The sequence below is a fragment of the Microcoleus sp. B3-D2 genome, from assembly GCF_036705345.1.
Classification (GTDB): Bacteria; Cyanobacteriota; Cyanobacteriia; order Cyanobacteriales; family Microcoleaceae; genus Microcoleus.
This window is the reverse complement of the sequence record NZ_JAUBUG010000115.1, coordinates 1-12,027: the sequence shown is the minus strand read 5'-3', so window position 1 is coordinate 12,027 and position 12,027 is coordinate 1. Positions and strand designations below refer to the sequence as shown.

The 12,027-nt window shown below is 44.1% G+C and carries 13 protein-coding genes; 5 read left to right on the top strand and 8 right to left on the bottom strand.

Annotated elements, in window-relative coordinates:
- Positions 1–238: 238 nt before the first annotated feature.
- Together QUB14_RS27075 and aat are read right to left on the bottom strand one after the other, a co-directional pair.
- Positions 239–2,902 carry an NACHT domain-containing protein gene (locus QUB14_RS27075; RefSeq protein WP_333221121.1) on the bottom strand — a complete coding sequence of 888 codons (2,664 nt, stop codon included), beginning with the start codon at positions 2,900–2,902 and terminating at the stop codon, positions 239–241.
- Positions 2,903–3,169: 267 nt separating this feature from the next.
- Positions 3,170–3,766: a leucyl/phenylalanyl-tRNA--protein transferase gene (gene aat, locus QUB14_RS27070; RefSeq protein WP_445251870.1), complete on the bottom strand. Its 597-nt coding sequence runs from the start codon at positions 3,764–3,766 to the stop codon at positions 3,170–3,172.
- A gap of 46 nt (positions 3,767–3,812) precedes the next feature.
- Between aat and QUB14_RS27065 the strand changes: the two genes are divergently transcribed.
- The gene (locus tag QUB14_RS27065) at positions 3,813–4,142 is read left to right on the top strand and encodes a hypothetical protein (protein ID WP_006633845.1); all 330 of its coding nucleotides are present in this window, start codon (positions 3,813–3,815) and stop codon (positions 4,140–4,142) included.
- A gap of 118 nt (positions 4,143–4,260) precedes the next feature.
- Here the strand turns inward: QUB14_RS27065 and rpsN are convergent, their stop codons facing one another.
- The 6 genes from rpsN to QUB14_RS27035 form a co-directional block, all read right to left on the bottom strand.
- Complete coding sequence (gene rpsN / locus QUB14_RS27060) at positions 4,261–4,563, bottom strand: 30S ribosomal protein S14 (RefSeq protein WP_006633844.1); 303 nt, start codon at positions 4,561–4,563, stop codon at positions 4,261–4,263.
- A gap of 180 nt (positions 4,564–4,743) precedes the next feature.
- A complete protein-coding gene (locus QUB14_RS27055; protein WP_333221123.1) occupies positions 4,744–5,076 on the bottom strand; it encodes a type II toxin-antitoxin system RelE/ParE family toxin in 333 nt (110 codons plus the stop codon).
- Positions 5,076–5,327 carry a hypothetical protein gene (locus QUB14_RS27050; protein WP_333221125.1) on the bottom strand — a complete coding sequence of 84 codons (252 nt, stop codon included), beginning with the start codon at positions 5,325–5,327 and terminating at the stop codon, positions 5,076–5,078. Before QUB14_RS27050 ends, QUB14_RS27055 begins: the two co-directional genes overlap by 1 nt.
- A 131-nt stretch (positions 5,328–5,458) precedes the next feature.
- The gene (nth, locus tag QUB14_RS27045; RefSeq protein WP_333221127.1) at positions 5,459–6,136 is read right to left on the bottom strand and encodes an endonuclease III; all 678 of its coding nucleotides are present in this window, start codon (positions 6,134–6,136) and stop codon (positions 5,459–5,461) included.
- A gap of 215 nt (positions 6,137–6,351) precedes the next feature.
- Entirely contained in the window at positions 6,352–7,446 is a 1,095-nt protein-coding gene (gene rseP, locus QUB14_RS27040) for an RIP metalloprotease RseP (protein ID WP_333221129.1), read from the bottom strand.
- Positions 7,447–7,481: 35 nt separating this feature from the next.
- The gene (locus QUB14_RS27035; protein ID WP_333221131.1) at positions 7,482–7,643 is read right to left on the bottom strand and encodes a hypothetical protein; all 162 of its coding nucleotides are present in this window, start codon (positions 7,641–7,643) and stop codon (positions 7,482–7,484) included.
- Between the two features lie 57 nt (positions 7,644–7,700).
- Between QUB14_RS27035 and QUB14_RS27030 the strand changes: the two genes are divergently transcribed.
- The 4 genes from QUB14_RS27030 to QUB14_RS27015 all read left to right on the top strand — a co-directional run bounded on the left by QUB14_RS27030 (position 7,701) and on the right by QUB14_RS27015 (position 11,309).
- Positions 7,701–8,378: an ATP-dependent Zn protease gene (locus tag QUB14_RS27030; RefSeq protein WP_333221133.1), complete on the top strand. Its 678-nt coding sequence runs from the start codon at positions 7,701–7,703 to the stop codon at positions 8,376–8,378.
- 115 nt (positions 8,379–8,493) lie between these two features.
- Complete coding sequence (locus QUB14_RS27025; RefSeq protein WP_190732284.1) at positions 8,494–9,048, top strand: hypothetical protein; 555 nt, start codon at positions 8,494–8,496, stop codon at positions 9,046–9,048.
- A 59-nt stretch (positions 9,049–9,107) separates the two neighbouring features.
- Complete coding sequence (locus QUB14_RS27020) at positions 9,108–9,665, top strand: Uma2 family endonuclease (protein ID WP_190732282.1); 558 nt, start codon at positions 9,108–9,110, stop codon at positions 9,663–9,665.
- A gap of 213 nt (positions 9,666–9,878) precedes the next feature.
- The gene (locus QUB14_RS27015) at positions 9,879–11,309 is read left to right on the top strand and encodes an MFS transporter (protein WP_190663007.1); all 1,431 of its coding nucleotides are present in this window, start codon (positions 9,879–9,881) and stop codon (positions 11,307–11,309) included.
- Positions 11,310–12,027 lie beyond the last annotated feature (718 nt).

Sequence of the window (12,027 nt, the reverse complement as noted above, 5' to 3'; positions counted from 1 at the left end):
GGATTTTAAAATCCCAAAAGCCTTTCGACCCCAATTATTTGACTGCTACCCCTTGACAGGTCAAGACAGTATCTACATAGATATTGTTCAACCCGCTATTTATCATTGGTAATTGATAATTGTGTAGGGGCGGGTTTTACCAACCATCTATGTTTAAAACCAATAATCTCATAAACCCGCCCCCACCCAACGACTCCTAAAATTATAAAAAATGGCGATATGCGATCGAATATATCGTTCATTGGCGTTCTAATTCTGCCAATTTTTTCTGGGCAAAGTCGTGAAGCATTTCGTCAGAATCGTTCTGAGCGCGATCGCGGAGGATTTCTAAAGTTTGAGGGCGATCGGGATATAACTCAATCATAGCTGCAAGAGCTGTTTGCCGCGGGTTACGCCAACGGTTCTTGCCGCGATGATCGAAGGGGTCATTGATAGCAACGTCGCACAATAACTCAAATAATTCTGGGTCATCTTTCCACCCCCCTGCTAATTCTTGTACTGCTGCAATTCGCACATCCCCATCATCGTCTGAGTGAGCCAGTTGTTTGAGCCAAGGTAAGGTTTCTGGGTCATCTTTCCAAGTGGCTGCAACTGCTGCTACTGCTGGTCTGTTAATTTGATAAACTCGCCGGTAATATTCTAGAGGTTTAGAACCAGTGATATTTCCGTATTTAGTTAACTCTTTAACTCGATCGCGCAACTTACTAGCAATAGCAGCGATCTCATTTCTATTCTTGACTTCTGAAACACACTGCGCCGCCAAAAACAGATTGCTAAAATTTTCTCCTTCTCCATTTTCACCAATCAAGTATTCCAGGATTTCACCTGTAAAATTAGCATCCAGCATTCCCGCCATTAAACGCAACACTTCATGCCAAGACTCATCTCGCCAGTGTTCGCGAAAAATTTGAATCAAACCATCTAATTCAAGCGGTTTTTGTTTCTTACATTGCCGCACCAACTCCCAAGCACAAAAATATTCCAAAAACGTGCGATGGACAAAAGCAAAATAATCCTCATTGTATCCACCCAAGAAGCACAAAATAAAATTTCGCTCCCGCAGTTGCTCTACCATCAACTTCGCACAAGCAGTTGCCTCAGTTCCCATCAACCCGCTCAAAGATTCTGCTATAGTTTGCCGCAAATCATCGCTACTAATAATATTTCCGGCTAATCCTTTCTCCCTCGACTGCATTTTGTAGGCAATTCGCCCGCAGATACTTTGTTTGACTTCTTCATCTATTAAACGAGGATCAATTTTGTCATTTCTTAGCTCTTCTTTTTCCTTAAAATCCCATTTATGCAGCAGTAGTTTTGATGCTTCTTCATAGAGTTTAGCTCGAAAGCGCGGTAACTCTTGATTGCGATTCAGAATTGCCATCATCGCCAGCAACAGCGGATTTCCAGCTAACTCTTGAATCGCCCTCGATTCCCCAATCGCTTTATCCAATCGTTCTAAACTTGCAGCTTTTTTCAAGCGGTTTGTAAACGTCAATTCGTGCCACTTCTGGATAAAATCTTGAATTTGTTCCGGTTCAAAATCTTGCAGCATGAAGTGATGAAATTCGGCATTTTTCAGCCGTTGCTGCTGGTAACCAATCACGCGAGAAGTGACAATCACTTTCACCGTTGGATAGGTTTGAGTGAAATTATGGATTTGGTCAACAATACGATTGCGTTTTGGCACCTCAAAGACTTCATCTAGCCCGTCAAACATGACAACAGCGCGGCCAGCTTGCAGCCAGTCGTGCAGTCTAGATTTGTTTAAATGCCCGATCCAACTAGAACCGCGCTCCATAAATTCTAGAAAATCACTGCACTCTTTTTCATCTCTACTGCGGTTGTACTTTCGCAATTCAATCAGTAAGTGAATTGGTTGAGATGACAACTGATTGGGAGACAGTTTTGCCCACTGGAGCGCCAAGTATTTTAAGAGCGTTGATTTGCCTGAACCCGGATCGCCGAGAATGACTAGATAAGGGTAATTGACATCACCAATTACTTTCAAAACCGAGTCAGCTTGCTGTTGAGTGTAAGCTTGCTGGTAGCGTTCCAAATCTTCGGGACGGACTTCGGCGGCAATGTCTCCCCGTTCCCGCAATAGCTTTTGAATCTCCTTGGGTAATTCATAATCTTTCGGCGAATATTCCTGACACGAGCGCGCATTTTGGGGAATAAATATTTCTTTAACTGTCAGTTGTCGTTCGTACTGTTCACCCGTAATATGTAAATTAGCTAAATCCAAATCTTCATATTGTTGTCGCAGTCCTTCTTGATATTTTTCTAGCTCAAACCCAACCGGAATCGGAGCAATTGCTTCGAGAGATTGATTTATGCTATCAAGCTTCTGGCTGTCGAGAAATTCTCGTAGTTCCGCATTTTGCTGTCTAATTAATTTAACACTTTCCAGATATTTTTCGGTCACTCGTTCCCAACTAAACGCATGGGGCAGCGAGGGAGTTGGTTGATCCTTAAAAAGATTAGAAGGTACGATCCGAGTGAACGTGGGCAAATTCCGTCGCACCGGATGTTGTAAGGTCAAAGTTTGCCAAGACTGAGCTAAGATAGCAGTATCTAAAAACAGACAATTTGCTTGAAACGCACTTCCCAAAACTTGCCGGACTGGAGGTTGTTTGATAAATTGTTTTAAAGGTTGCAGATATTGCTCAATCTGTTTTTTATCTAACTGCGATCGCTCTAATTCCTGCCCAAAGAATATAATAAAGGATTTCAGGGCATCGCGAACAGCATTTTTAGCCCAGGGCTTTTTTGCAAGTGCTTCAACATCTTTAATACAACCTTTAAAAAAATCTTTAACGTAGTCGTCTAAAGCTGCTTTAGCCAATTCCGTCAAAATAGGTTGCACCAACAACCCCAAAATCACGCTGACTGTTTCTATCATTGCTTTTTTGTCGATCAACTTGAATATTCAACATTATACCGACGCTGAAAATTTTAGCTACGGGCAAGGACATGGCAATGTCCATTAGTGTCAATTTAACGGTCTTTCGTTGAGTCGGGCAGTCCGGCAGGGAATGATTTCCCTGCCTCAAAGCTAAAGTCCTCTCAAGAGGACTGAAGAACTCATTTAGTCCTCATAGCGAGGACTTTAGCTAAAAGCCCCGTGGAATTCATTCCCTGGCGGCTTTTCGGTATTAGTTCAAAGCTTTCAAAATAGGGAACAGCGGCGCTTCAAAGCTTCTTGCAAAAGAGTCTTGTACAGTTTTTCTTTAACAGTATAAGCGCCGAATCTTTCCAAGTGCGGATTGTTCATTTGAGCGTCGAACATCAGATAAGATCGATCGCGCAATCTCTCCACCAACTTCACCATCGCCACCTTAGAACCCTCGGGAATTCGGTAAAACATCGACTCCCCAATAAACGCACCGCCGATCGACAATCCTAAAATACCACCCGCCAATTCGTCCCCGCACCAAGTCTCGAAGCTGTAAGCCCAACCGGCCTCATACAAACCCCAGTAAATCTTCTTGAGCTCCTTAGAAATCCAAGTCGTTTCGCGATCGGCACAACCCTCAACCACCGCCCCAAAATCGCGGTTCACAGCCACCGAAAATCGATTTTGATTGATTTGGCGACGCAGGGATTTCGGATAGGTAAATCTTTCATCCAGGGGAATCAGCGCCCGCTGCCGGCTCGAATACCACCCCAAACTCTCCTCCCCGTCATTTGCCATCAAGAAATAGCCTTGCGCGTATCCTTGTATAATTGTCGGTATATCATATTGCATATATTTATCAGTTGTCATTTCTCAGTTAACTTTTCAAAGTCAACATTAGCAATTAGGAATAATCATGTCTGAAACCATCGAACCTATTACCTTACCGCCCGCCAAAAACCCCGAACAAGAAGGTCAATGGCTCCAACAAACGCTGCTGGCATGGCTAGACTCCGAGTTTATCCCAGAAGCAGCCAACCAGCAAATAGCTAAAAGAGCTGCCCAAATCTATGTCCGCCAGCGCATGGAAGGGGAAAACGACTTGGGCAGCCTCGTAATTGCGATCGTCACCGAAATGCAGGCCTATGATTTTTCTAAAAGCTTCTACGGCGAATTTGCGATCGCCAATGCCGTCAGCGACTTGTTACTCGAAAGTCTCGGCATCGATAAATGCTGTGGTCAGTGAAGCAAGAAGGAGGAAAATTTAACTCATAAGTCTGAAACAAAAATCAACCCCAAACCTAATCCTGCCGATTAATTGTGAGTTTTTTTCTTCTTCCTTCCTTCTTCCTTCTTCCTTCGTGCTACCAGCTAGACTTCACAACACCGGGCAAAAGACCTTCGTGAGCCATTTCTCGCATCATGTTGCGAGACAGTCCGAAGTCACGATAGTAACCTCTGGGCCGTCCAGTTGCCCAGCAGCGGTTCCGCAAGCGGGTCCGCGAACTGCTACGGGGTAGCTGTTGTAGTTGGCGGTGAATCGCCATTTTGTCCATCTGATTGTTAGCTTGGTCAAACTGGTCTTTCAGGTCTTCCCGCTTGTCCGCGTACTTGTCTACGAGTCTTTGGCGCTTTTTCTCGCGCTCGACCATGCTCTTCTTAGCCATAATCTGTTGATATCCTTAGATTAATCACAATCTACTATTTTACTATATTTTTGTCTTTTTGGATAACTTTAGTTTTAAATATTTTTATTTACACAGAACAACTTATCTCATTTGTAGGGTGCGTCAGCTAATATTGTGCGATCGACAGTTGCTCGAATTCGAGCTGACGCACCCTAGGAACTACTCCTGGTTCTCGCCAAGAGTTTGTTGTGCAGCGTGTCGAATGTGGAGGATGCGAACTGCAGACACATCTTCACTTTCGGCAATAGTGAAAAGAATGCGGTATGAGTTGCGCCCTTTACCGTAAAGTAACTGCCTAATTTCTTTACTGAAGTATTGATTTTCCCTGGCGAGAGGACAACGTTTGGGCATCGCTGATAAAGACTCGATCGCCTTCAACAATCCCTCATACCACTCCCTTGCTTTCTCTGGTGATGTCATCTGAGATAATAGGAGGAATGCACTATCCGCTTGTGCTTCTGCAACGCTAGAAATTTCAATGAGATATGTCATCAGTTTGTTGGAAAACTGTACTTGGTGCGCTGTGATTTAGCAAATTCATCAAAAGAACGAAACCGTCCTAACTCAAAATCATTTAACCCCTCCTGAATACCCTCAATAGCTTCTTCAGAGTCTCGGGCTTCCCATTCTAATATCCGAGTTAGCAATTGGGCAGCAACAAGGCTAATATCTTGTCCTTCCCGAGTGGCTTTTTCACGAAGTAGTGCCTCTATTTCTGGACTGAGGGAAATCGCAATACTCATATACTTACTTCCTTAGCATTAAGCTGTTGACAATAATTATAGCAAACTCAAAAAACTATCTACCGATCGAGTTCATTTATAAACTCTTCATTTCAGCAATTGTAAGGTGCGTCAGATTCTATATTTTAATGCTAGTTGCTAGCCTCGGCACTGACGCACCCGTGCGTAATATTAGCAGAAGGACACAAATCTGCAAGTTCGCAAATATTGCAAACCGGATTTCTCGCATTACAAACCGCCCTGCCGTGATAAACCAATCGAATCGACCAATTTTCCCAATCCGGCTGCGGCAACAATATCATCAAATCCCGCTCGATCCTTATAGGATCGGTATGTTCGGTCAATCCCAACCGCTGACTCAAACGTTTGACGTGAGTGTCTACCGTCACGCCCATATTAATACCAAAAGCGTGAGCGAGAACGACATTAGCCGTTTTGCGGGCAACTCCGGGCAATTCTAGCAGCAGTTCCATCCGCTGCGGCACTTGATTGTTAAATTTATTGACGATCGCCTGACAAGCACCTTTAATGTTTTTAGACTTATTGCGGTAGAAACCAGTCGATCGCACGAGACTTTCGAGTTCTTCTATATCAGCATTTGCCAAAGCAACCGCATCGGGAAAACGCCCAAACAAAGCCGGCGTTACCAAATTTACTCGATCGTCCGTACACTGAGCCGAGAGAATCGTCGCCACCAGCAACTGCACGGGAGTTTCGTAGTTGAGAGTGCAAGGAGCTTCTGGATAGAGGCGTTTGAGGCGAATCAGAATTTCGAGCGATCGTTGTTTTAAACTTAACTTTTTAGGCATTAGTCAGTAGTCATTAGTCATTAGTCACTAATCAGTAGTCATTTGTTATTTGTTTTTAACTGGTTCCCAGGCACGACCGGGGAACCCATAACCAGAGGCTCTGCCTCGCTTGCGTAGGAAAAAAAAGTAGAGGAAAAAATAGGAAAATAGGAAAACGGCAAACTCGACATAATTCTTCCTTCTTCCTTCTTCCTTCTTCCCTCTTCCTTCATTTACTATTGCATCAAAAATCGAAAATCTATCCCAGCCAAATTAGCTGTATCGCGAATAATCAAGAAAACTCCCAAACCCAGCAACAACACCAAACCCGTCTGCATAACATTTTCCTGAATGCGGTTCGGCAGAGGCGTACCCCGCAGTCCTTCTATTAACAGAAAAGCTAGCTGGCCGCCATCTAAAGCAGGTAAAGGCAAGATATTAATCACAGCCAAATTGATGCTAATTAGCACAGCATACTGAAACAAACTCGCAGCATCCGATTCGGCAATCCCTGCACCAATCGCCACAATCGCCACAGGCCCGGACAACTTGTCGGCAGTTTGGCTGAAATTGCTAAATAACTGCCCAAAACCTTGAACCGTCAGCACCACAATCCGCTCAAATTCTGTAGCGGCCTTGCTAAACGCCTCTACAATTCCGACCCTCTCCCGCACCACAGTGCCGTTATTAATTAGCTTCACGCCAATGCGGCCTTTACCCTCGGGCGAGAGTTCAGGAGTGACTGTCACCACAAATTTTTGTTCTTGGCGCTGAATTTCCAACGCTAGGGGTTGGTTGGGATGATTTTCGATTGCTGCGACCAATAATTTGCTTGCTTCGGCGGAAGCCCCCAATTCCTTGCCGTCAACAGACAGAACAACGTCGCCCGATCGAATTCCCGCTTGTTTCGCGGCCGAACTGACTTCTGCGGCAACTTCCGGGACTTTAACTCCCGGTAGGAAGTTCATTTGTGCAGCGCCGACAGTGGTCAATTGCACCACCAGCAGGAAATAAGCAAAAATCAAGTTGGCAATTACCCCTGCACTAATGACGATCGCCCGATCGAGCACGGGGCGATTTTTGAGCAAATTCGGGTCATTTGGGGGAATTGTACTCTCGGGATCGTCGTCCGGGAAACCCACGAAACCTCCCAGGGGAAAGGCGCGGAGGGCATACTCAGTTTCCGGGCCTTGGTACTTCCAGAGGATGGGCCCGAAACCGATAGAGAAGCGGTTGACGTGGATGTGTTGAAGTCTCGCCGCCAGGAAGTGGCCGAGTTCGTGAACGACAATCAAGATACCTAAAACTGCGATCGCTGCCAAAACTGACATGAAGGATTCCACTAACACTTTTACTGGACTTTGATTTATTTTAATATCTTTTTAATATCGGTGGCTTCGGAGGGACAATTTTCAGTCAAACTGGAAGGTGGTGTTTTTGTCGGAAGTCCCGGGTGCTGCGATCGACCCGACGCTGCCAAACCGATCGCGCGATCGTACCTTAGTTTACCTCTAAAACCAATTCCCATTACCAATTCCCTATTACAAATTCCCCATTACCAATTCCCAGTTACCAATTCCCCATTATGAAAGACACTTCTTTGAATATTATCGCTATTTCTATCTTTGCCATCACCGTTTCAATATTGTTGGGGCCCCTATTCAACTTGCCAGAAGCCGTACCTGCGATCGCCACTTTTTGCCTGTTGGGGCTAGCCACCCTTGACAGTTTCCAGTGGCAAGGTCAAGGCGGTACTATTTTATTAGATTGGCTGGGGGGAACTTCCAAACAAAAGCGCGATCGTATCCTTCACCACGAAGCCGGACACTTCTTAGTCGCGTACCTGTTGGGAATCCCCGTAACCAGCTACGCCCTCAATGCTTGGGAAGCATTTAAACAAGGTCAAACAGCCCAAGGCGGCGTCCGATTTGAAGACGAACAATTAGCATCTCAACTCCAAAGTGGCACTCTTTCCGCCCAACTTTTAGACCAATACTGCACCGTGTGGATGGCCGGAATAGTCGCCGAAAAATTTGTTTACGGCAGTGCAGAAGGAGGAGCCGAAGACCGCACCAAAATTAGTGCAATTTTAACACAACTGCGCCGTCCAATTTCCGAAATTCAACTCAAACAAAACTGGGGTTTGCTGCGAGCAAAAAACCTGATCGAAAGCCACAAATCAGCTTACGAAGCCCTAGTAGCAGCAATGGAAGAAAGAGCAACTGTTGCCGAATGCTGCGACATAATTCAGCAAAATTTATAGGAAAAAGGTTACGCACTCTTGCCTTATAAACCCGGTTGATATGTAGATTTATCACAACTCCCAAAAAAATGTATATAAACCGAGTTTAAGAGCGTATTATAGGGATTAAAAATTCATGTCAGAACCAAAAAGTTTCCCAACAACACTGCAAACAGCGAACCCAAATACAGAAAAATTGTTGTGGCTGTTCGGTTTCCGGATCGACCCCGGCACCGAAATACCAAATCTATATACTCTCATTGTCTATGGAGAACAAGAGCCACCCTTAGTAGCCGGCGGTCAACTTGTATTTTTTACCCGTCCAGAACTAGCGATTAACGCTCTCCAATTGTGCAATATCGATGTCAGCGAAGTGGGAAAGCCACCCACACAAATAGACGCTATTTGCGACATTGCAGAAACGCTGTACTTGCTCGATGCCGAAGATTGTGACGAGTCAGCTACTATACTCAACTGTTTGAACGCGCTTTTCGATTTAGTGAAAGCTACTTTAATACCGATGCCAACGGAATACAAGCGCATACTTTATGATTTTGCAGACCATTTGAATATTGAGGAAGAGTTTGCAAGTTTTTTAGACGCAGAAGATATTCAGCGCTCGGAAATTGTCAATGCCATTTTGTGGTGTGTGGGAGCAATTACAGCTAAATCGAGATTGTTGACCGAGTAATTTAAGAAAAACTAGAATGTGAATCGATAATAGATAATATCGCCCAAGGAAATTGTGCCATGACTGTAACAGATTTACGCTTGTGGACTGTAGAGGAATATCGCCGCATGACCGAAACAGGCATTCTCAATCCCGATGAACGAGTCGAATTAATTGACGGGCAAATTATTTCAATGAGTGCAAAAAATCCTCCCCACGCAGCAACTAATCTCTGTGCAGCCGACTATCTCAGAAATCTGCTGGCAGGACTTGCTTTAATTCGCATCCAAGACCCGATCGCTCTAAGTTATAATTCAGAACCAGAACCGGATATTGCTGTAGTGCAAATCGACCCTCGGCTGTACCAAGATTTTCATCCCGCACCAGACAATATTTTCTTATTAATAGAAATAGCTGACACGACTTTAGAAACAGACCGCAAGCGGAAAGCACCGGCTTATGCTAAGGCGGGAATTACTGATTATTGGATACTTGATGTTAACACGCGGCAAGTTTATGTTTTTCGCGAACCGGGCGAGGCAAACTACCGACAAGAAACTGTATTTAATGAAGATGATGTTTTGTCAATGCTGGCCTTTCCAGAAATAGAAGTTCAGATTTCGCAACTTTTTCCTTAAGTAGGGGCAGGTTTTACTAAGAATAATTGCCTAAGACAAATAATCTCGTAAACCTGCCCCCACCAACCTATCAATTACCAATTACCCAACTATAAATTACCAAATCTTCAAGCTTGTCCCGATCGCTACAAAAAATTGAGTATTCGGGTCTAGCGCGAGTTATACTCCTACTACAAAGCCCCCATCTCCAAAATAACCCCGAAATCCAAGTTTATGAGCAACACTTCCCCGCCTCAACCAGCAGCCAACAATCCCGCAACACAAAAACTCAGCCTCTCGACAAAATTAGCTTACGGTGCCGGCGACCTCGGCCCGGCAATTACCGCTAATGTTTTAGCATTTTACCTGCTAGTTTTCTTTACCAATGTCGCTGGTTTACCTGCCGGCTTAGCCAGCAATATTTTGGTGGTTGGCAAGGTTTGGGATGCCATAAATGACCCGATTGTGGGGGTTTTGAGCGATCGTACTTCTCACCCTTGGGGCCGCCGATATCCTTGGATAATATATGGTGGCATTCCCTTCGGCATATTCTTCTTATTGCAGTGGATTGTACCTAGCACGGATCACACAGTGTTATTTTGGTACTATGTTGCGATCAGCATTTTGTTCAACACCGCCTACACGGCTGTCAATCTTCCCTACACTGCCCTGACTCCAGAACTTACTCAAGACTACAACGAACGCACTAGCCTTAATAGTTTTCGATTTGCTTTCTCTATTGGCGGCAGCATCTTTTCATTAATCTTAGCTCTAATTATCTTTGCTGTATTTCAAAACAACCCGAATCAACAATATTTAGTATTAGGTGCAATCTGTGCAGTTATCTCTGTCTTGCCTTTGTACTGGTGCGTTTTGGGAACTCGCAAGCACGTCGCAGCCCAACTATTAGAAAACGCAGAACTAGATAATTCTACATCCTTGCCACTAAAAGAACAGTTGCAGATTGCATTTAGCAATCGCCCTTTTTTGTACGTAATTGGAATTTATCTTTTTTCTTGGCTGGGAGTGCAGTTGACTGCTACTATTATTCCCTACTTTGTTGTTAACTGGATGCAACAGCCACAGTACGTTTTTAGCTTGGTTGCGATCGCAGTTCAAGGCACTGCATTAATCATGCTATTTGTTTGGAGTAAAGTCAGCGAGAGATACGGCAAAAAAGCCGTATATTTTATGGGCATGAGTTTGTGGATTATTGCCCAAGCTGGACTGTTTTTCCTCCAACCAGGACAAGTATTGCAGATGTACCTATTAGCAGTCATGGCAGGTGTCGGAGTTTCCACGGCTTATCTAATACCTTGGTCGATGATACCGGATGTGATCGAACTCGACGAACTGCAAACAGGAGAAAGACGCGAAGGCGTTTTCTATTCGTTTATGGTACTGCTGCAAAAAATCGGATTGGCAGGGGGTTTGTGGTTGGTAGGCCAAGCATTAGAAAGAGCTGGATTTCTATCTACAGTTCCCGGACAGCCGGCACCCGTACAGCCAGATTCGGCGCTGTTTGCGATTCGAGTTGCGATCGGGCCGCTGCCCACAATTGCTTTAATTGCTGGCATGATTCTTACATATTTTTATCCCATAACCCGCGAAGTTCATGCAGAAATATTGTTAAAACTTCGAGAAAGAAAAGCACAAAATCAGTAAGCGCTAATAAGGAGTAGTTGGTAATTAGTAAAATCTAAAAATAACAACTACCAATAGCTAATCCGATCCAGAGCAATAGCAATCCTCCCATCCTGTGCGAACTCTTTTTTTTGTTTAACAATGTGTCATCTTCTTATTGCATCCGTTAATTCAAAAAAAAGCCCGTTGCGCGTTTACCGAAAGGATTGCTATAGCTTGCTTGGAAGGCGAATAAAAGCGATAGTTTTAGTAAGAGTCCCGGCACCCAGAAACCTAGTTTTTTTTACGAAGAAATATAAATTGCGTAGCGCCATCCGCCCCGGTGGAAAGACCCAGAAGGCTTGAGTTTTTCGAGATGTCGATCGAGTTTGAAAAAACAAATTATTAAATTTTATGTCTGTCGCGCACTATTGAGAGTAGTGTGTGATATACTGGAAGGGTAAGTCACTGTCTAAACTTCAACAGTCATCCAGCTACTCAAAAAGTTTATAATTAAAAGAAAAGACAGATTTTTATCGGAAATTAATTCGATTAGTTGCCGTTCCAAAAATTTGCTGAATGTTATTAATTATATCTACATGGAAAATGCCAAACGTTTTAGCCGGTCAGTTAATGAGTAAGTTAACATATGCTTCTGCCGTTGACTGCGAAGCGAAAAAGGTCATATAGCCTTTCTCAGAAAGATGAGGTATGATGTAACTGACTTGAACGAAGTGAAAAATATAGAACCCGAAAATGT

Bases quoted from the DNA above. Each gene is read 5' to 3' on its own strand.
- QUB14_RS27075 (WP_333221121.1), bottom strand. From the start codon at position 2,902: ATGATAGAAACAGTCAGCGTGATTTTGGGGTTGTTGGTGCAACCTATT.
- aat (WP_445251870.1), bottom strand. From the start codon at position 3,766: ATGACAACTGATAAATATATGCAATATGATATACCGACAATTATACAA.
- QUB14_RS27065 (WP_006633845.1), top strand. From the start codon at position 3,813: ATGTCTGAAACCATCGAACCTATTACCTTACCGCCCGCCAAAAACCCC.
- rpsN (WP_006633844.1), bottom strand. From the start codon at position 4,563: ATGGCTAAGAAGAGCATGGTCGAGCGCGAGAAAAAGCGCCAAAGACTC.
- QUB14_RS27055 (WP_333221123.1), bottom strand. From the start codon at position 5,076: ATGACATATCTCATTGAAATTTCTAGCGTTGCAGAAGCACAAGCGGAT.
- QUB14_RS27050 (WP_333221125.1), bottom strand. From the start codon at position 5,327: ATGAGTATTGCGATTTCCCTCAGTCCAGAAATAGAGGCACTACTTCGT.
- nth (WP_333221127.1), bottom strand. From the start codon at position 6,136: ATGCCTAAAAAGTTAAGTTTAAAACAACGATCGCTCGAAATTCTGATT.
- rseP (WP_333221129.1), bottom strand. From the start codon at position 7,446: ATGTCAGTTTTGGCAGCGATCGCAGTTTTAGGTATCTTGATTGTCGTT.
- QUB14_RS27035 (WP_333221131.1), bottom strand. From the start codon at position 7,643: ATGGGAATTGGTTTTAGAGGTAAACTAAGGTACGATCGCGCGATCGGT.
- QUB14_RS27030 (WP_333221133.1), top strand. From the start codon at position 7,701: ATGAAAGACACTTCTTTGAATATTATCGCTATTTCTATCTTTGCCATC.
- QUB14_RS27025 (WP_190732284.1), top strand. From the start codon at position 8,494: ATGTCAGAACCAAAAAGTTTCCCAACAACACTGCAAACAGCGAACCCA.
- QUB14_RS27020 (WP_190732282.1), top strand. From the start codon at position 9,108: ATGACTGTAACAGATTTACGCTTGTGGACTGTAGAGGAATATCGCCGC.
- QUB14_RS27015 (WP_190663007.1), top strand. From the start codon at position 9,879: ATGAGCAACACTTCCCCGCCTCAACCAGCAGCCAACAATCCCGCAACA.